This window comes from Paenibacillus sp. FSL R7-0333, assembly GCF_038000365.1.
GTDB lineage: Bacteria > Bacillota > Bacilli > Paenibacillales > Paenibacillaceae > Paenibacillus_AQ > Paenibacillus_AQ silagei.
Genome location: NZ_JBBOBZ010000001.1, coordinates 1,598,631 through 1,618,101, shown reverse-complemented (window position 1 = coordinate 1,618,101; position 19,471 = coordinate 1,598,631). Strand labels below are relative to the sequence as shown.

General features: G+C 55.6%; 15 protein-coding genes. 1 reads left to right on the top strand and 14 read right to left on the bottom strand.

Features of this window, described 5'->3' with window-relative positions:
* Positions 1–74 precede the first annotated feature (74 nt).
* On the top strand, positions 75–1,277 hold the full coding sequence (locus MKY86_RS06730; RefSeq protein WP_076079686.1) for an ROK family protein: 1,203 nt from the start codon (positions 75–77) through the stop codon (positions 1,275–1,277).
* Between the two features lie 540 nt (positions 1,278–1,817).
* Here the strand turns inward: MKY86_RS06730 and MKY86_RS06725 are convergent.
* The 14 genes from MKY86_RS06725 to MKY86_RS06660 all read right to left on the bottom strand — a co-directional run bounded on the left by MKY86_RS06725 (position 1,818) and on the right by MKY86_RS06660 (position 19,459).
* Positions 1,818–2,819: a glycoside hydrolase family 130 protein gene (locus tag MKY86_RS06725; protein ID WP_076079687.1), complete on the bottom strand. Its 1,002-nt coding sequence runs from the start codon at positions 2,817–2,819 to the stop codon at positions 1,818–1,820.
* A 70-nt stretch (positions 2,820–2,889) separates the two neighbouring features.
* The gene (locus MKY86_RS06720; protein ID WP_076079688.1) at positions 2,890–3,726 is read right to left on the bottom strand and encodes a carbohydrate ABC transporter permease; all 837 of its coding nucleotides are present in this window, start codon (positions 3,724–3,726) and stop codon (positions 2,890–2,892) included.
* 14 nt (positions 3,727–3,740) lie between these two features.
* The gene (locus MKY86_RS06715; RefSeq protein WP_076079689.1) at positions 3,741–4,643 is read right to left on the bottom strand and encodes a carbohydrate ABC transporter permease; all 903 of its coding nucleotides are present in this window, start codon (positions 4,641–4,643) and stop codon (positions 3,741–3,743) included.
* Positions 4,644–4,750: 107 nt separating this feature from the next.
* Complete coding sequence (locus MKY86_RS06710; protein ID WP_076079690.1) at positions 4,751–6,139, bottom strand: ABC transporter substrate-binding protein; 1,389 nt, start codon at positions 6,137–6,139, stop codon at positions 4,751–4,753.
* Between the two features lie 171 nt (positions 6,140–6,310).
* Complete coding sequence (locus MKY86_RS06705; RefSeq protein ID WP_076079691.1) at positions 6,311–7,942, bottom strand: response regulator; 1,632 nt, start codon at positions 7,940–7,942, stop codon at positions 6,311–6,313.
* 3 nt (positions 7,943–7,945) lie between these two features.
* Complete coding sequence (locus tag MKY86_RS06700; RefSeq protein WP_076079692.1) at positions 7,946–9,754, bottom strand: cache domain-containing sensor histidine kinase; 1,809 nt, start codon at positions 9,752–9,754, stop codon at positions 7,946–7,948.
* 158 nt (positions 9,755–9,912) lie between these two features.
* Positions 9,913–10,191, bottom strand: coding sequence for a hypothetical protein (locus tag MKY86_RS06695; RefSeq protein ID WP_076079693.1), 279 nt, complete (start codon positions 10,189–10,191; stop codon positions 9,913–9,915).
* A gap of 90 nt (positions 10,192–10,281) precedes the next feature.
* Positions 10,282–11,289 carry a glycoside hydrolase family 130 protein gene (locus MKY86_RS06690; RefSeq protein ID WP_083685211.1) on the bottom strand — a complete coding sequence of 336 codons (1,008 nt, stop codon included), beginning with the start codon at positions 11,287–11,289 and terminating at the stop codon, positions 10,282–10,284.
* Positions 11,290–12,165: 876 nt separating this feature from the next.
* Entirely contained in the window at positions 12,166–13,377 is a 1,212-nt protein-coding gene (locus MKY86_RS06685; protein WP_340826661.1) for an SGNH/GDSL hydrolase family protein, read from the bottom strand.
* On the bottom strand, positions 13,317–14,699 hold the full coding sequence (locus MKY86_RS06680; RefSeq protein ID WP_076079694.1) for an FAD-dependent oxidoreductase: 1,383 nt from the start codon (positions 14,697–14,699) through the stop codon (positions 13,317–13,319). Before MKY86_RS06680 ends, MKY86_RS06685 begins: the two co-directional genes overlap by 61 nt.
* 91 nt (positions 14,700–14,790) lie before the next feature.
* Entirely contained in the window at positions 14,791–15,690 is a 900-nt protein-coding gene (locus MKY86_RS06675) for a carbohydrate ABC transporter permease (protein WP_076079695.1), read from the bottom strand.
* A gap of 13 nt (positions 15,691–15,703) precedes the next feature.
* Positions 15,704–16,603, bottom strand: coding sequence for a carbohydrate ABC transporter permease (locus MKY86_RS06670; protein ID WP_076079696.1), 900 nt, complete (start codon positions 16,601–16,603; stop codon positions 15,704–15,706).
* Between the two features lie 68 nt (positions 16,604–16,671).
* On the bottom strand, positions 16,672–18,090 hold the full coding sequence (locus tag MKY86_RS06665) for an ABC transporter substrate-binding protein (RefSeq protein WP_076079697.1): 1,419 nt from the start codon (positions 18,088–18,090) through the stop codon (positions 16,672–16,674).
* Between the two features lie 145 nt (positions 18,091–18,235).
* Positions 18,236–19,459, bottom strand: a complete 1,224-nt coding sequence (locus MKY86_RS06660; protein WP_076079698.1) for a glycoside hydrolase family 130 protein — start codon at positions 19,457–19,459, stop codon at positions 18,236–18,238.
* Positions 19,460–19,471 lie beyond the last annotated feature (12 nt).

The following is a 19,471-nucleotide window of genomic DNA, read 5'->3' as shown; positions in this document are numbered from 1 at the left end:
GCTTTTTATGTCATTGTTGAAGCAGATGTAGTCCATTCGTCAGGTATAGTCTTTTCATAAGGAGAGAACCATCTGTGCTGCCTATTCATGAAGTCATCGCCAACCCCAAAGCCAAAGAGATCTATTTCACGGTCAGAAAACACGGTACCGTCTCCAAGCAGACCCTGCTGGACGAAAGCGGACTGACCATAAGCACGTTAACACGCATCCTGGATGAACTGTTGTCCCAGGAGCTTCTGGTTGAGGTCGGCTTCGGCGAATCCACCGGAGGACGCCGCCCTACCCTTTATGAGACGAATCCATCTTACGCTTATCTGCTCGGACTGGAGATCTCCCGGACCCATGCCAAGCTTGTGCTGACGGACTTTCATCTGCGCTTGCTGGGCGAGCATACCTGGAGCATGGATGCAGGGCTTACCCCCGAGCTTCTCATGAAGTCGCTCCACAGACAAGGCTTACAGATGCTTGACGCAGCCTCTGTCCAGCTTAGCCGGGTCGCCGGTCTGGGCATCGGCGCGGTTGGTCCGCTGGACCGCACAGCCGGAGTTATCCTGAATCCGGCCCATTTTCCTGCAGAGGGCTGGTCACAAGTACATATCAAGGAACAGCTGGAGCAGCGCCTGGGGGTGCCTGTCTATCTGGATAATGGAGCCAATACGGCACTGCTCGGCGAATACTGGGCCGGCAGCAACCGGATGCAGCAGCACCTTCTCTATCTCCATGCCGGAATCGGCCTGCGCTCCGCTATTATGAACGATGGGCGGCTGCTCTACGGCATAATTGATACCGAGGGAGCGGTTGGGCAGATGATCATTGACCGCGCGGGAGTACCGCCGCAGCTTCCCGGCGGCAACGCCGGGGCCTGGGAGAGCTATGTGTCGGTCCGGACGCTGGAGGGGCAGGCCCGAGAGGCCTGGCGGATGGGCAGCAGCACAAGCCTCCGTGCTCTGGCAGAGCATGCGGAGGCTTTAGAATTCGTCCATCTGCTGGAAGCGCTCCGGGAGCGCGATCCAGTGATGGTCAGGTTATTCGATGAGATGGCGGTGGCCTGCGGCATCGGGCTGGCGAACCTGATTAACATCCTCCACCCGGAGGAGGTCATCCTGGGCGGCCCGCTGTTCCTCGCCGCAGATTTCTACGAGACCGCCACGCGGATCGCCCTGGAGCGGACCTACTACCGCGGACAGTACAATGTCCGCTTCACCCGGAGCAGCCTGGGCGAGCGTGCAGTTGCAACAGGCGCATGTGCACTGGTGCTGCACCAGTTGACGAGCTGAGGGTGCTGCACATGTTGCTCCAGCAGTTGACGGGCTGACCGGATGCCAGCCGCTCCCGCTGTGGTGTATTTATACACCTCATTTCCGCCCTGCGCCCGCTTTCGGCTGAATCTGGTGTATTTATACACCTCATTTCCGCCCTGCGCCCACTTCCGGCTGGATCTGGTGTATTTATACACCTCATTTCCGCCCTGCGCCCGCTTTCGGATAATTCAAGTGTACTTTTACACCTCAGTCCCGCACCAATGCCCGCTTTCAGTTAGCGGGTTTGGCTGGGTTCCGGCATTGTTGCACCTTTTGCAGGAATTTCGGCGTTCCGGTGCTAATTTGAGCTGTATTGTTGCAATTTTTGCAGGATTTCCACGCTGACCGCTCCTATTGAACTACATTGTTGCACTTTAGGCATAATCTCCCCACGGTAGCTGCTATTGAGGTAACATTGTTGCATTTTGTGCACAATCTGCCCAGGAGCGCTGCTATTGAGCCAGCCCCCCCCACTGTTACTCCCCATTCCCACCTTCAGCTAGCTTCCAATCTTATTTATGGCTCCAGACAGAGCCGGAGCAGATCGTCCACATGGGCAGTCGCCAGACATTCAACCGTATCAGCCGCACCGTAATAGATCTTGACCTCGCCGTCATCCTCCAGAATCATCCCGCCGGGAAAAATCACATGATTGCGGAAGCCCCCACCAATCTCATAATCTGTCTCCGGTGCCAGCAGCGGCTGCTTGCTCATGCCGAGCACCTTGCGGGGGTCCTCCAGATCCAGCAGCATAATTCCGGCAGTATAGCGCTTCTTCCAGGTGTCTTCCCATCCGTGCTTGCCCCGGGCCGGATCCACATCCACCGCATGGAAGGTGGTCAGCCAGCCCATGTCCGTCCGGACGGGAGGCGCAGCTGGACCGACCTTGTCATTGGCAAACGGCACCTGCTCGACGGCGAGCAGCAGGCTGGAGTTGCCCCAGTGCACAAGGTCCGGCGACTCGGAGATCCAGGCATCGAAGCGGTCCCGGCCGCCGCGGCTGTACACCGTGAAGGGGCGCTCCAGCCGGACATATTTACCGCCGATTAACTCGGGAAACAGCACCATATTGCGCAGGTCCGGTGTGGACAAGCTGAGCACCTCGAAGTGTTCCAGATCATCGGTGACGGCAATCCCGCCGCGGATGCCATGGCGCGTATCCACAGCAAAACACATATAACAGCGGCCGCCGAGCACGGTCAGGCGCGGGTCATAGGCGCGGATAATTTCCTCGTCATACATTTTGAACACCGGCTTCGGGCCGGCGGTCCAGCTCAGCCCGTCATCGCTGTAAGCAATGCCGAGATCCGTAGTATGGTGCGGCGCAAGCGTCTGATCGGCCAGTGAGCCGTAATCATTGCGGAAGATCATCACATATTTGCCGTTAAATTTCGTTACACCGGCATTGAATACCAGTGCGGTGGGGTAAGGAACCTTTGCAGCATCCAGCACCGGATTGCCCGGATACCGCCGGATGAACGGGGCGGATTGCAGAATCGCCGGAATGTGTAGTGTCATGGGATGTACCTCCTTAAATGTTGAATGTTGAGTGTTTCATGTTGTATATAGTCTGTGCAGTGCAGGACAGCTACCCCTTCAGGGAACCGGCCGTCATCTGCATGAAGGATTTGTTGGCGAACAGATAGGCGACGAGAATCGGCAGAATGGATAAGCAGGCTCCCGCCATCATGTAATGGGTCTGGGAAGCGGCCGAAATCCCGTATTTCAGGTTCGCCAGCCCGACAGTCAGCGTCTGCAGCTCCGGCTTCGTCATCGTGAACACGAGCGGCAGCAGATATTCATTCCACGCGCCGCGGAAGGTGAACAGGGCACCTACGCCAAGTCCGGGTCCGAGCAGTGGCAGAATGATCCGCCAGAAGGTCCGGCCCGGGGAGCAGCCGTCGATCAGCGCCGCCTCGTCCAGCTCGCGGGGAATCCCCTTCATGAAGCTGAACAGAATGAAGAAGATCGAAGCATGGGCGGAGATCAGAATCAAAATCACGCCCCACAGGCTGTTGTGCAGATGAAGCTTAACCATCAGATCGAACTGCGGACGCAGCACGACCGCCCCTACAGCCACGAACATGGTGAACGATTGCAGTCCAATATACAATTTTTTGCCGGCAAAATCCATCCGGTCCACCACATAAGCCGCCATGGATGAAACCAGCAGCGTGCCAACCACTGCCGCCAGAGAAACCATCAGGCTGTTCAGCGTATATCTGGAGAAATTCGCCTGCGACCAGGCTTCGGCATAGTTCGAGAAGTGCCAGCTCTCCGGCAGGAAAGTCGCTCCCGCAGTAAGCTCAGCATTGGTCTTGAAGGAGCCCAGGATGGTGATCACGACTGGAATCAGGGTGATAAAAGCAACAGTCAGCAAAAAAATCCACAGGATGATTTTACCCAGTATGGTTCTTAGTCTCATAATAGCCTCTCTCCTCAATCGGTCTGATTCATGCGTCTGGATGCGTAGAAATAAATGAGTGATATCATCCCTACAATGACCGCAGACACAAAGGCGACCGCACTGCCGTATCCGAATTCCTGGACCTGAACCGCCGCGCTGCCCCCGCCGACAGGGAAAAATAATTTGTACAAATACAGGAACATGACCTCCGTCTTGCCTACAGGACCGCCTTCAGTCAGTACCATGATGCTCTCGTAGCCCTTCAGGGCTGTAATGATCGCCAGCATAATAACCATCTGCATGACAGGCCCGAGCATCGGCAGGGTGACATAGCGGAACTGCTGGATTTTCCCTGCCCCGTCCAGAGAAGAGGCCTCGTACACATCCTCGGGAATATTCTGCAGACCGGCGAGGAAGAGCAGCATGTAATTGCCGACCGCCCCCCAGGCCGCAACCAGGATGACAGTGAGCATGGCATATTTCGGCCCCAGCCAATCGACACCGGAATCAGAGATGCCTGAGCGGATCAGGAACTGGTTGAGAATTCCGTTATACGAGTTGAAAATCGTGAAGAAGACTACAGCCATTACGGCAGTACTGATGACGGTAGGCATGAAGAAAATCCCCCGCAGCAGCTGTCTGCCCCGCAGCCCCCGGTTCAATATGGCGGCCAGCAGCAGGGCCAGCGGAATGGTGATCAGCAGCTTGCCGCCTGCATAGACAAACGTATTCACCACCGAATCCCAGAACTGGGTGTCCTTCAGGATGCGGCTGAAATTGGCCAGGCCGGTAAACCTGGCCGTTCCGAACCCTTTGTAATCATAGAACATATAGCGGAACGCCCAGGCAATCGGGTAAATCCCGAGGACCAGCGTAAGCAAGGCACTTGGAAAGATAAAGCTGTATGAGAATAAGGCATGTTTCGTTTTGTTCATCTGGTTTCTTCCGGCTCCTTTCCTTTACGGCCAGAGCAGAGGGATGAGGGAGCTGCTCCCTCATCCCCCCGCTATCCCGGCCTATATCTCTATCCCTAACCTTTTGTCTATTTGGCGAACTTGCCGCCCAGAGCGGCGGGATCGAAGCCGGCATCCGGCTCGGCCTTCACGCCGTCATTCGCAATCACACTGTCCAGTGCAGCATTATAGCGTTTGTTCAGATCAGCGATAATCGCCTTCAGGTCGCCGCCGTTCAGCATATATTTGAAGAAGGCGTCATCCGATTTCATGCCTTCCGGTGCTACAGACGGATAGACCGGCCACACTCCATCGTACTTGTTCGGCAGGAAGCCTTCGATGCCGTTCACATCCGGTGTCTTGGCTGCTGCGCTGATAGACGGAACCATGGAGATGCCGAAGCCTTTTTCCTGATAATCCGTCAGCACCTGATCGCCGTACATGAACTCCATGAACTTCCAGGCTGCTTCTTTATGCTCTGATTTCGAGCTGAGCGCCAGCCATTGGCCCCCGAGGAAGCCGGAAGCCCCCTTCACATTGCCGTCGATGGTCGGAACTGGAGCAGCCGCCCAGTCAATCTTGGCCGGGAACTGATTCTTGTAGACGCCCGGCTCCGAGGAGTAGGACATGTACATTCCGATCTTGCCTTCCGCAAACTGCGCCCGCAGCGGATCAATATCCAGCGATTCTACACCCGGCAGCATACTGCCGTCGTCCTTGATCTGCTTAAAAGCATTGATGATCGGCTCGAAGCCGCTGAAGTCATAGCGGGCCGTCTTGAAATCATACCCGAAGCCGCCATAGCCGCTCATCTCCGCAACCACCCGCGCTGAACGTGCGAACGCACTGCCGGGGTTCTTGAAGTTAAGGGCGAAGCCGTAAGCACCGTCCGCTTTGCCGGCTGCTGTCAATTTCTTGGCGGTATCCACCAGTTCCTGCAGGGTTGTCGGCGGATGCTCAATGCCTGCTTTGGCGAACAGATCCTTGTTGTACACCAGACGCATGGTCGTTCCATAGTTCGGCAGACTGTAACGCTTGCCGTCAAATTCATTCAGATCCGGCATGGCCGGGAATTTCGTCTTCATCTCATCGCTCAGGAACTCGTCAATTGGAGCGAGAAAGCCTTTTTTATAGAAGGTCTGGATGGTATTCTCCTTCGCCCGGATCACATCCGGCGCATCCGAGGTCTGGAAGGACAGATCGAGCGCGGTATCGAAGTCATCGCCCTTGACGACCAGTTCCACTTCAATCCCGTCAGGATTGGATGCGTTGAACTCGGCTACCTTCTCCTTTATAAAATCCGCATCGTGGCGGTCGCCTGTCCAATAGCTGATTTTAGTTTTTACCCCCGAACCGGCCTTCGCCCCTTCTCCCTTGCCTTCAGCTGCATTGCCGCCGCCGCTGTTACCATTGCCGCAGGCTGCCAAGCCGAGTGCCAGGACCAGGCTCAGAGATGTCATTAGCGTACGCTTCATCATTGGTAGTGCCCCCTTATATACCCTGCTGTATTCGCTTACAACTTGATTATAGTTCTATAGGCGGATTCAGATAAGGCGGGTAAGCCCACATTAAGGGCAGATTTCTGTAGGAGTTGTATACAAACAGGGGAGGCAATCTCCGCCCTGCGGAAATTCCTCCCCTGCTGATTGCTATTCTTTTCCAATATAATGCAATTTGAACTCCGACGGAGTCATGCTCGTATATTTCTTGAATACCTCACTGAAATAGCGCCTGTGCTCATACCCGAGATCCTGGGCGATCTCCTGAACCTGCCGGCCGCTGATCAGCATCGCCTTCGCCTTCTCCATCTTCTCATGCATCACATACTGCTGGAACGAAATTCCCTGCACCTTCTTGAACAGATTGGAGAAATACCCCTGGCTAAGGTTAATCTGCTTCGCCATCTGCTCCAGTGACAGCCCCGTGTCCAGATGACCATGGATGTATTCGACGGCTTGGCGGATAATCCGTGTGGACTCCAGAGAACGGGCCTCCGTAACCAGCGCACAGGCCTCCCGGCACAGCCAGGACAGCAGGTCCCGGATATCTTGAAGGGAAGGATGCATCTGGTTCTTCAGGGCGGAAATTCGGAGCTCCAGCGGCTCCACCTGCCCGTAAGGGAACTGCTCCAGCAGGACCCGGCAGATCCTGGAGCTCAGCTCATAGCCGACACTTTCCACATAACGCGGCTCAGGCCACAGCCCGCTGTCCAGCAGCTCCGCGAACAACTGGTCCAGCACCTGCAGGCTTTTGGCGGAATTGCCGGAACGCAGGGCGAACAGCAGCTCCTGCTCGGCGGCGGCGGAATAGCTGTGAAGTGATAGAGGTTTATTCTCGATATTGCTATAATGATAGACCCCGTTGCCGCCGGTATAGAAATGATACCCCAGGGCGCTCAGCGCCTGCCTGTACGCCGTACCCAGCCCCTGAATCGCCGCCGTGCCCAGCCCCACGCCAATAGAAATGGTATGACGCGAGAAGCGGCTTACATTCGTGCAGCAGGCCTCCGTAATCAACGCGGCGGTCTCCGGGTCCGAGCCGTTCATGATGCAGACGTACCGGTCTGTCGCCTCCCGGATAATAATGCCGCGGGTCCAGGCGGAAATCGTCTCTTCGAGAATATTGTGCAGGCTGAACCTCAGCAGCTCGACCTCCTGCACAGGCTGGCCGCCCAGCTTCTCCGCGAAATGATCGATCTCGGCGACAAACACGAAGAAATCATGCTGGTCCAGCGGGATATCAAGATAGGCCCAGCGGGAACGGGCATCTGTCTCTGTCGTCTGGTGGTGCAGCAGGAAGGTGAGATATTCCTGGCGGAGAATAGGCAGACTTTCCCTGATTCTCGCCTCCATCACAGCAAGTCTGGCCGTCTCCTGACGCTCCTCCCGGCACAGCTCCCTGGCCTTCAGCACTGCATTCACAATCTCCTCCAGGGAAAAGGGCTTCTTCACGAAATCAAGTGCCCCCAGCCGGATCGCTTCCTGGGCATAAGAGAACTCCGAGTAGGCGCTGAGAATAATAATCTTGCAGTCCGGCAGCACCTCCAGAATCGCCCGGGTCATCTGCAGGCCGTCCATTCTTGGCATGCGGATATCCGTCAGCACAATGTCCGGACGGGTCTCGCGGATGATCTGCAGCCCCGCTTCGCCGTCAAGCGCCGTACCGGCGACCTCAATACCGTACTCCTGCCACGGCGGCTTGCGCGAGACCATCTCCACCACACTTTTGATATCGTCGATTACACATAATTTGAACCTTTCCGGCTCCAGCTTCCGTTCCATCCTTCAACGCTCCTCCTCTGAGGGAATCCACAGATCCGTCCGTGATCCCTTACCTGGCTCGCCGCCCACATCCATACGGGCTTCATCCCCGTAATACAGCGCCAGCCGGTGCCTGATATTGAACAGGGCATAACCTTTCCTCGACTGCGGAGCCGTGGCCATCCCCTGCTTGACCTGTGCAGCATCAAGTCCCCGTCCGTTGTCGGTAATGCAAATATGCAGCAGCCCCTGCTCCCGGCTGACCGTGATGTCTATCCTGCCTCCTATGGTCCGGTCGCTGAAGCCATGCTGAATGCTGTTCTCCACCACCGGCTGCAGGATAATCTTCGGCAGCAGGCAGGACAGCAGGGCCTCGTCCTCTACCGTCACCGTGTATTCGAACAGACCTTCATAGCATTTCTGCTGAATGGCGAAATACTGCCGCATATGGGACAGCTCATCCGCAAGGGTAATCAGATCCTTGCCGCCGCTGAGTCCGATCTGGAACATCTGCGACAACGACAGGATCATCTCATTCACATCGTCATTCTCGCCCATGACCGATTTGCAATAGATGGTATTGAGCGTATTGTACAGAAAATGCGGCTCCATCTGCGCCGTAAGGGCACGGATCTCTGCATGCCGTTTGCCCTCCTCCTTGGTCTTCACATCCGCAATCAGCGTCTTAATCTCCGACATCATCCGGTTGAACTGAAAGCCGACCTGGGCAATCTCGTCCTCATAACGGCTCTCATACACCACACTGAGCTGATTCTCTTCGACTCTGCGCATCAGCCGCCGCAGCTTGAACAGGGGCTTCAGCAGCACAGATGTCAGCTTATTGGAAATCAGCCAGGTCGCCAGCAGGAAAACAACGATGACATAGATGGTGATACGCTGCACCCGCTGCAGCTTGCCCAGCAGCTGGTCCCGCGACTGCATGCCGGAGATGATCCAGTCGGGGGATGCCGCTGAGCTTGTATAATTCACCAGATATTCCTTGCCGCCATAGCTGTAGTAGTGATCCTGCGGATCGGCCGCTTTTCCGGCTTCGACAAGCACCGGCTTCCAGGGGAACCTGCCCCGGAACGGCCAGCGGGACTCCACCACAGCTTCTCCTTCCCCGCTCACCAGATAATAATTTCTCCCTGCTTGTTCTCCGCCTGTATTCAGCAGCTCATCGATCCGGCTCTCCCTGATATTGACCACAATAAATACATTGCTGATCGGCGTGTAAGGGTATTCATAAATTCCCCGGACTACGAAGGAGACCACCCGCTGGCTGCCTGTGAACAACCGGTCATAATGTCCTTTGGCCCAGTAGCCGCCCGGCCGCTCCTTGCTCAGATCATATAATTCCGAGCCGTAGAACGAGTTGTCCTGCGCCCGGATCTGCGTAGTGGGATAGAAATCGCCAATCGGGGTTACGATCAGCACACTCTCAATGATCGGCTGATTGAACATTGCTTGCGAGAGGACATATTGCAGATCGGACAGATGTACGTAGTAATTCGACACATCATGGCTGAACACATCGAGCATCATCTTGCGGTACGCATCGCTCAGCATCAGGGACTGTACAGAGAGCGCTACATCATTCAGGCGGGAATCCAGCAGCTGGGCCGTTTTGCTTACGGTCTCCCGGCTGCCGGCGTAGGCGTTATCCTCGATCTCCTGCGCGGCAATCCAATATGAGAAGGTGCCCATTGCACCGATGGACAGCGTGATCAGCACGATGAACGAGAACAGAATCCTCTGTTTGATGGATATCCGGTAATACCTGCCAGCGATCTGCCGCCGGAGCTGCCGGACATAGGCTGTGAATGTATTCATAGTTCCCCCTTCTTGAGCCTGTATCTCCCTAAGGATTGTGGTTTTTGTCACTTGTACCATACGGCTGCTCCGGCCCGGCGTCAAGACAGGTTATGATAATTAGAACAAAAAGCCTGCAGCATCCCCATTGTGATCGGTTTTTCGACTACATCCCGCCCTCACACCTCCGCCGCACCGAATGTGGTCGGTTTTCCGACCATATCCAGCTCACACACCTCTGCCGCACCGAATGTAGTCGGTTTTTCGACCATATCTGGCTCACACATCTCTGCCGCACCGAATGTAGTCGGTTTTTCGACCATATCTGGCTCACACGTCTCTGTCGCACCGAATGTAGTCGGTTTTCCGACCACATTCGGCCCAGATGACCACGCGCTGTCCATGTGTCCGGTGAAATCAGTGAAGTCATTCCTGTTACTGATCCAGAATATAGTCATCCTGCCGATGCATCATAATTTCCTTATTAATGAAAAAGGCAGGAAGCCCTCCGCATAACGGAAGTCCCCCTGCCTATACAACCGGTCTAATTATCTCTGTGGCTCCAGGCAAAGCCGGAGCAGATCATCCACATGGGCCGTCGCCAGGCATTCCACAGTATCGGCCGCACCGTAATAGATTTTGACCTCTCCGGTGTCCTCCAGAATCATCCCGCCGGGAAAAATCACATCGTTGCGGAAGCCGCCTGCCGTTTCATACACCGCCTCCGGCACCAGCAGCGGAGCTTCCGCCCGGCCGATAATCTTGCTGGGATCTTCGAGGTCCAGCAGCATAATACCGGCGGTGTAGCGCTTCTTCCAGCTGTCCTCCCAGCCGTTCTTGCCCCGGGCAGGGTCTAGGTCCACCGCATGGAAGGTGGTCAGCCAGCCCTTGTCCGTCTTCATCGGCGGCGCACCGGGACCTACCTTGTCATTGGCATAAGCCACTTGCTCAACGGCCAGCAGCAGCTTATGGTTCCCCCAGTACTTCAGATCCGGGGAATCGCTCATCCACATATCGAAGCGGTCGCGGCCGCCCCGGCTGTAGACCGGAAGCGGGCGCTCCAGCCTTACATACTTGCCTCCGATGGTTTCCGGGAAGAGCACCATGTTGCGGTTATCCGGCAGCGACAGGCTAAGCACCTCAAAAGAGGAGAAATCGTCAGTAACGGCGATCCCGCCGCGCAACCCGTGGCGTGTATCGACTGCGAAGCACATATAACAGCGATCTCCGACGACACTCAGGCGCGGGTCATACACCCGGACCACCTCTTCATCATGCCAGGACCAGCAAGGCTCCGGCTGTACCTCCCAATGGACGCCGTCATCGCTGAAGGCAAGGCCCAGATTGGTGGTATGATGGGGAGCCACGATCTCCTTGCTCTCATCCCCGTAATCATTGCGGAACACCATGACATATCTGCCCTTGAATTTCGTCACACCGGCGTTGAATACCATCGCCGGTCCATAGGGTACATCAGAAGGCTTCAGAATCGGGTTAAGCGGATGCCGGACCATCACCGGACTTGAAGTCAGCGTTCCTGTTGTCAGATCGTTCATTGTGCAGATTCCCCTCTGTAGTTTAATAGATGAAAGCGTAACCAGTGTCTTTGCATCCCTATTATGCATCATCTTGCATAGTTAATCTATAAAATGTTCACATGAAATCTTCCATTTTCAGCTAGTAGAGTATTAGAGCACAAGGACTGAATTTAGTTAATAATTATGGTAACGTTAAAGTTGTATTTGAACCGAGTATTCGGCGATAGTTGTATTCTGTACATCTAAAAACCGTGAAAAGAAAGGTTCGCCTCTTCTAGCTGTACTTTGTACAACTAAATCTGCCGGAATGGGCGATAACCCAGGTAGGGATGCCAGTTTAAATGTATGAAATACAACTAAATGCATATTCAGCGGTACATCAGAAGATTTAGTTGTACAAAATACACTTAAGCCTATTGCTGGTACTTAATCGGGTCATAGCAAACCCTCAGAGTGAGATTGGATGCTCTACTGGTGCAGCATCAGATTTAATATTGTGAAAATGGGACCATTACCGGACCTTAACGAGCCAGCATCTCATTCGCACAGCAGTCATTCGGATGCTTAGTCGATGGAACGATAGTAACTGCATTTTGTACATTAGAATACTGTAAAAAAGGCTTCGAAATAGAATCTATTGTATTCTGTACAATTGAATGTTGAACAAAGGCCAGTTTTCACCCAAAACACAACATTCTACTGTATGAAATACAATAGAATCTCATTTTACGGTCTGTAATCCATTTTCTATTGCAGGAAATACAATCACCTACTTGAATGTAAGAGCAGAAAGCGGTAACGGGTGCAGGATCAGCCCAACATCTAGCTTGATGTTTATGCTCAGCCTTTAACACCCCTGAGGTTCATTCTTACAGTTCTAAATCCGATGCTCTACTAGTGTAGCTTTTCGCCCCGGAGCGCTGCCGCCAGTCTGCCGCTGAATCGTTTGCCCAGCAGCTCATAGCCTTCGGGACCGGGGTGCAGGCCGTCGGTCAGCAGGTTCCCGTCCGCCGGACCGAACCACTCCAGACCATCCAGGTAATGCAGATGGCGGTCTCCCCGCGCCTGCAGCAGCTTCACTGTATCCGCGATCTCCCGGCGCATCAGCGGCAGAGTGAAGCCTAGCGGATTCTCCTCCGTCTCACGCTCCGTTCCGTAGATCGGCGAGATGATTACCAGTGGTGTCTCTGCATGCTTCTCCCGGATGGTCTCCAGCAGACCGATCAGCAGCGGCTTGAACATCCGCGGACTGGAGGATGCTGCGCCGTAGATGTTCACGCCGACGCACAAGGTAATCAGGTCAGCCGGCAGATTCCGGATCAGCCGGCCCGCCATCGGCTCCATCAGGCAATTGCCGGAGAAGCCGAGATTGGTCAAGTGATAGCCCATCTCTGCGGCGGCGATCACCGGCCAGGTGCGCGACGGGCTAGAAGCCGCTACGCACTGGGTAATTGAGCTTCCATACGTCACCCAACGAGGCCGCCGATCTGCCAGCGGTTCGGCAACAGCATCATCATCAATCGCAAGACCGCTGATCGTCATGCCGGTATTCTGCGGCAGGTAGATTTCCAGTTCCTTCACACCAGGGGGAAGTCCGGTGAAGCGGGCCTCTCCAGCCCCCGCAGCAAGCCTGAGCGTCTGGACCAGACGGCCGTCAGCAACGCAATCCAGCGAAGCCTCCTCCGCCAGCGGTTCAAACCAGAGGAGAAGGACCCCGGAATCGGTGGTCAGCCGCAGCCGGATACCGGAGCAGATCTCCGCCTTGCCGCCGATCCCATCCGGCGGATATAGATCATAGTCCCGGAACGGAATCCGCCAGGGCTTGATCCCCTCCTGCCGGTGCTCCAGTGAGACCGCCCCGTGAAACCAATCCTCCAGCAAAGGGAGGCTCCTTACGTTCTTCAAGTTCTTCCCGTTCCCCACACTCTTCCCGCTCTCCAGGCTCTTCCCGCTCTTCACACTCTCCGTTCGCTCCGCGCTCTTCTCGTTCTCCACGTTCCCCACGCTCTTCACGCCCTTAACACTCTTCACATTCCTCGCGCCGCTCACTGCCCCTGCCCCGCATCCTGCTCCGCCGCCCCCGGAACGAAATTCTCCCCGAGCCACACATCCTGCTCCAGCAGGCGCTGCTGCAGCTCAGGAACCGAGATACTGCGGGAGTCCGTGCCGTCCCGTAGCGCAAGCGTTGCGGCCGTGCCGCAGGCCTGGCCCATTGAGAAGCAGTTCGGCATGACGCGCAGGGAGCCTTGTACCGCCCGGTCCGAGGACACCGAACGTCCCGCTACCCACAGATTGCGGATGCCCACCGGAAGCATCACCCGGTAAGGCACCCCGTGGGAGACGCCCGGTGGCAGATGATTGAAGGTCATATCACTTTTGCTGGTCGCCAAGTGGATATCAATGTAGTAGGCATTGCGGGCGATATCGTCCGGGAAAGAACGTGCGGCCACGAAATCGTCCACAGTCAGCGTATAATCGCCCTGGATGCGCCGCGTCTCCCGGATGCCAAGCTGCTCTCCGCTTGCCACTAGATGCGCCTGTTCGAAGCCGGGCACATACTTGCGGAAGAATTCCAGCTGCCGCAGCACCGTCCGGCGGCCCTCAATGGCTCCGCGTGTAAGGTCCTCGGCCTTCGTTCCGTCCACCCCGAACACATGGCCGAAGTTCACGCCGACCAGCTGATCGCTCACCCAGGCCAGCCCGGAGATGGATTTACGGCCTTCCGGCAGCGCTCCTTCCAGGATGGCCTGCTCCACCGTCCGGTGCAATTGACTTGTATCTCCCGTCTCCGCCAGGAAGCGGCTGAAGCTTGGACGGTCCACATTCGCCAGCAGATAACACATGCTGCCCGGCTGAAGCTCCCCGTCTCCGCCCCCCTTCTGGAACGGCACGCCCGACAGGGCAGCAATATCGCCGTCGCCGGTGCAGTCAATGATATAACGGCAGCGGATGAAGGATCTCCCGGATTTATTGACAATCAGTACACCCTCTACCGTCTGCCCATCGGGAGACCGCACCACATCGTAAACAAAGGTGTGGAACAGCGGCGTCACACCACTCTCCAGAATTGCACTGTCATAGACGCGCTTCAACACTTCAGGATCAATCGGCACCCAGTCCAGCTGCTCGCGGTATTCCTCCTGATACCCTGGATCACAGGCCTGCTTCATCCGTTCCATCAGCTTCAGGCCCAGGCCACGGATAATCGGCTTGACCTTGTCCGTATAGGGACAGAAGGCAGGCACCAGCGCCACTGTGCCCATTCCACCCAGATACCCCCGCTGCTCCACGATCATGGTGCTCGCCCCGCCTTCGGCAGCGGAGATGGCAGCGGCAATCCCTGCCGCCCCGCCGCCGATGACCAGCACATCCACCTCGCGGGAGACAGGCACTTCTGTCTGCTGCACTGTAATATGTCCGTTATTCATTATTGTCCTCCTAAAAGTTTGGATAGCGTAGCCATCACTAGATTCCACCTCGCAAAACTCGCTGCGGAGCATACGCCTATCTTCAAATTTATTACCCCTTCACCGATCCGGCCGTCACCTGGATGAAGGTCTTGTTGGCTAATACATACGCCAGCAGCATCGGCAGAATGGACAGGCAAGCCCCGGCCATCATCAGATGAATCTGCATCGCAGCCGATGAGCCGTAGCGGAGATTCGCCAGCCCGACGGTCAGCGTCTGCAGCTGCGGATTGGTCATCGTGAAGACCAGCGGCAGAATGTATTCGTTCCAGGCATGGCGGAAGGCGAATAATCCGGCCACCCCAAGCCCTGGGGTCAGCAGCGGCAGAATAATGCGGAAGAAGGTGCGGATGAAGCCCGAGCCGTCCACCATCGCCGCCTCATCCAGCTCCCGGGGAATCGCCTTGAAGAAGCCCTGCAGCATGAAGAAGGTGCTGGAATGGGCACTGACCAGAATCAGAATAACCCCCCACAGCGTCGTATTCAGATGCAGCGCAACCATCAGATCGAACTGCGGGCGCAGGACGATGGCCCCGACCGAGATGAACATCATGGACGCCTGCACTGTGACATAGATTCTTTTCCCCGGAAAATCACGCCGGTCCACCACATAAGCAGCCATCGAGGCCACCAGCAGCGTCCCCACCGTCACCATTACACTCATAAAAGCGCTGTTCCAGGTATAGCGGGCGAAATTGGCCTGTTTCCAGGCTTCAGCATAATTATTGAATTGCAGCTTGGCGGGAAAAAGGGTTCCGCCAGTCATCATCTCTGCCCCGGTCTTCAAGGAACCGGTCAGCGTCATCAGCAGCGGAAACAGGGTCAGGACCGCCGTTGCCAGCAGGAAAAGCCACATCACGGTCCGGGTCACGATTCTCCCGGCAAAACCGGGCGTCCGGCCAGCCGTCTGCGGCCGCCCTGCGGGCTGCTTGGATATCACAGATTCGTTCATTTGGATAAGCCTCCTAATACACCTTGTTCATTTTGCGGCTGAAGAAGAAGTACAGGCCGGTTACCGCTCCGACAATCACAGCGGTGGCGAAGCCCACGGCGCTGCCGTAGCCGAGCTGCTGTGTTACCGGTGAACCGGTGGATACCGGGAATAGCAGCTTGTAGAGATAGAGATACATGACTTCTGTTCTGCCGATCGGTCCGCCTTCGGTGATGACCATGATGCTCTCATAGCCCTTCAGGGAAGCGATAATCGCCAGCATAATGACCATCTGGGCTACCGGAGCCAGCATCGGAAGCGTAATATTCCAGAAGCGTCTTCCGGCGTTCGCTCCGTCGATGGACGCGCTCTCGTACAGGTCCTGCGGAATGCTCTGCAACCCGGCGAGAAAGAGCAGCATATAGTTCCCGACGGCACCCCATACGGCCACAAGAATAACCGTCAGCATGGCGTGCTTCGGACCGAGCCAGTCGACCGGCTGGGAGACGAGATGCAGCTTCATCAGAACTGTGTTAACCATGCCGTTATAGGAATTGAAGATGTTATAAAAAACAACAGAGATCACTGCGGTACTTATAACCGTCGGCATGAAATAAATGCCCCGGAGCAGATTCGACCCGCGCAGTCTGCCGTTGAGAATAACAGCCAGCAGCAGGGACAGCGGCAGGGTCAGCAGCAGCTTCCCTCCGGCAAAAACGAAGGTATTGCCGACCGATTCCCAGAACAGGGTATCCCGCAGCAGCCGGCTGAAATTGTCCAGCCCGGTAAACAGCGCCTCGCCGTATCCGGCATAATCATAGAACATATAGCGCAGCATCCAGATCAGAGGATAGATGCCGAGCGTGAGTGTCAGAATGATGCTCGGTGCCAGGAACAGGGAATTCTCCCCAAGTCTTTTCCATTTGTAAATCATAATTAGTCTCCTTCAGGGAAAGCAAAGGGGCTGATCCGGGAATCCCGTACAAGCCCCTGTGTAACCCGTTATTCTCCCTGCGGCTTCATTGGATCAAAGGCCGGGTCCGGTGTAACGGTAACCTCACCCTTCTCCACTGCTTTGGACAATGCGTCATTGTATCTTGTATTCAGATCAGCAGCAATGGCCTTGGCATCCCCGCCCGAGAGCATATACTTGAAGAAAGCATCCGCATAGGTAGAGCCTTCCGGCGTGACGTTCGGCACAGCAGGCCAGAGCGAGTCATGCTCACCGACCAGGAAGCCTTCCATACCGCCAATTTCCGGCTTTTTGGCCTGCTCCACAATACTCGGCACTACAGCAATCCCGAAGCCCTTCTCATGATACGTCTTCAGAATATCGTCGCCGTACATGTACTGCATGAATTTCCAGGCGGCCTCCTGATGCGCCGATTTCGCGCTGATCCCGAGCCAGGTGCCGGCGGATACGATCTCCGAGGTTCCCTTAATCTGCCCGTCCAGCGTAGGGGCGAGCGCACCTGCCCAGTTGATCTCTGTCGGGAACTGGTCCTGGTATACGCCCGGCTCCGTCGAGAAGCTGAGGTACATGCCGATTTTGCCTGCGGCAAATTGGGCGCGCAGCGGGTCGATATCCAGTGTCTCCGCCCCCGGCAGAATACTTCTGTCTTCGTACATCTGCTTGAAATACTCGATAACCTGAGAGTAAGGCGCGAAGTCGAACTGGCCTGTCTTCAGGTCAAAGCCAAGGCCCTGGTAGCCGCTCAAGGAGAGAATCTCGCGGATCGAACGGTCAAAGGCCGCCTTCGGGCTTTTGAAGTTCAGCGCGAAGCCGTATATGCCCTCGGCTTTGCCGGCTTCAGTGATTTTTTTGGCATCATCGACCATTTCCTGCAACGATACCGGAGGATTCGCGATGCCTGCTTTGTCAAAGAGATCCTTATTGTAGATCAGACGCAGGGTGAGGCCGGTGTTGGCCAAAGAATACACCTTGCCGTCAAAACGGTTGACATTGTCGATTAGCAGGCTGCCGAATTTCGTTTTGATCTCGTCGGTCAGGTAATCGTCAATCGGAGCCAGATAGCCTTTTTTGACAAATTCGGGGGTGTTGCCGCTCTTCAGACGGAGGATGTCCGGTGCCTGGTTGCTGGTGAAGGCAATATCGACGCTCTGCGCGTAGTTCTCAGACATGACTGTCAGTTCCACCTGGATATTCTCACCGTTCGTCTCATTGAACTTGTTGATCAGTTCCTTGATATATTCCTGGTCATGACGGTCATCGGTCCAGTATTTAAGCTGTACCGGCTCGCCTGTATCTGCTGCGGCCGAAGCTGTCGGACTCGCTGTTGCCGCTCCGGGTGTTCCCTCTGCCGCACCACCGCTCTTGTTATTGTTCCCGTTCCCGCCGCAGCCGGCGATTCCGGCGGCCAGCATGAGGCTCAGGCTGAGGCCCAACCATTTTTTCTGCATACGTTCTACCCCTTTGATTGACATTTGTATTGTGAGCTCGTTCTCTATTATAGGCCACCCCTCCCGCAAAAGGAGTGCGGCAGACTCACTCTTGAGGGACAGAATTCTATTCTTTGCGGCAGGCGGCAGCGGCCGGGCTCTCCCGTTACAGCAGGATGCCGTTCTCATCAAATGTCCGGATATACTCCAATAATTCCGCAAAATGGACCCAGGCGATACCCGCCTTTTGATCTGCAGCGCCATAAGACATGATTAGATCCTCCCCCACGACAATACCACCCGTGGTAAACAGACAAGGCGTAGGGTAATCCTCCGGCATCTCCCAATCCCGCTCGGCATACATCAGACGGTCAGAGCACCGGTGAATGATAACCGGAAAATCATTGTCCTGCTCCTTGAGGATCATGAAGGACTGGGTATAGCCAAACTGCACATTTTTCTTCGCGTGATAAGCCACCAGCCACTCCTGATCCCCCAAGGCGATCGGCGGCCAGCTTGCCCCCACTCGATCCTCCTCCCAATCGAACAGCGGACTGGCCAGCAGCCGGTGGACTGCCGCAGGTGAAGCGAAATCCGCAATCGATTCTGCCGCTGCCAGATATATAGAAGGCTTGCCCGCCCGCTCCCCTCCGGCAAAAGGAAGGACATTCATCGGCCGGTGCAGCATCAGATATTGCCATTTACCTGCAATCCTCATCTTCTCAGGAAACAGGAACACATCACGGTTATCGCTGACATGCCCCTCGGTAAGCGGGCCTACATACACGAAAGCGTCTTCATATTTCCTCTCCTTCAGCTTGGCTAAATCCAGCTTGTACAGAACGCTGACCGTATCATTCGCCCGGGCCGATTGAATGAACGGATCTGTACTCTCTCCCGCAAAGATCCAATCCGGCACATATTCAAAGCGCGTCTGGACCGGAGGCTGCTGGCTGCTAAGCCAGTAGGGGCCAGGGGGAAAGGCCCGGCAGGCCACCGTGACATACAGCTCGTTCCCGATATAAAAGATACGGGGGTCCTCCACGCAACCGTTGGCATAATTCCGCACTCTTTTTCCGTAAATGTCCGTAATGTACAATTCATGCTCTTCATACCCGAGGGCGGGAGCCAGGGCAGGTCTTGAAAAATCCGCCTCCCAGGTCTCTCCCCCATCCCTGCTCCGCGCGTATCCCAAAAAAATCGGATAGGGATCATGACAGCCCTCTCTTCTCTTCTGCGGCCACGGGCCCGTTGCCCGAAACAGCATATGAATGTCATTCGAGTCAGGGTCCTGAATGATCGCCGGATTCAACACCATTTTGTCCGCCCAGTCACAGCCTGGTACAGGTTCAAGCGCCGGTTTGTCCAAATAGCGAAATTGTGGTTTCATAGTTCCTCCTGG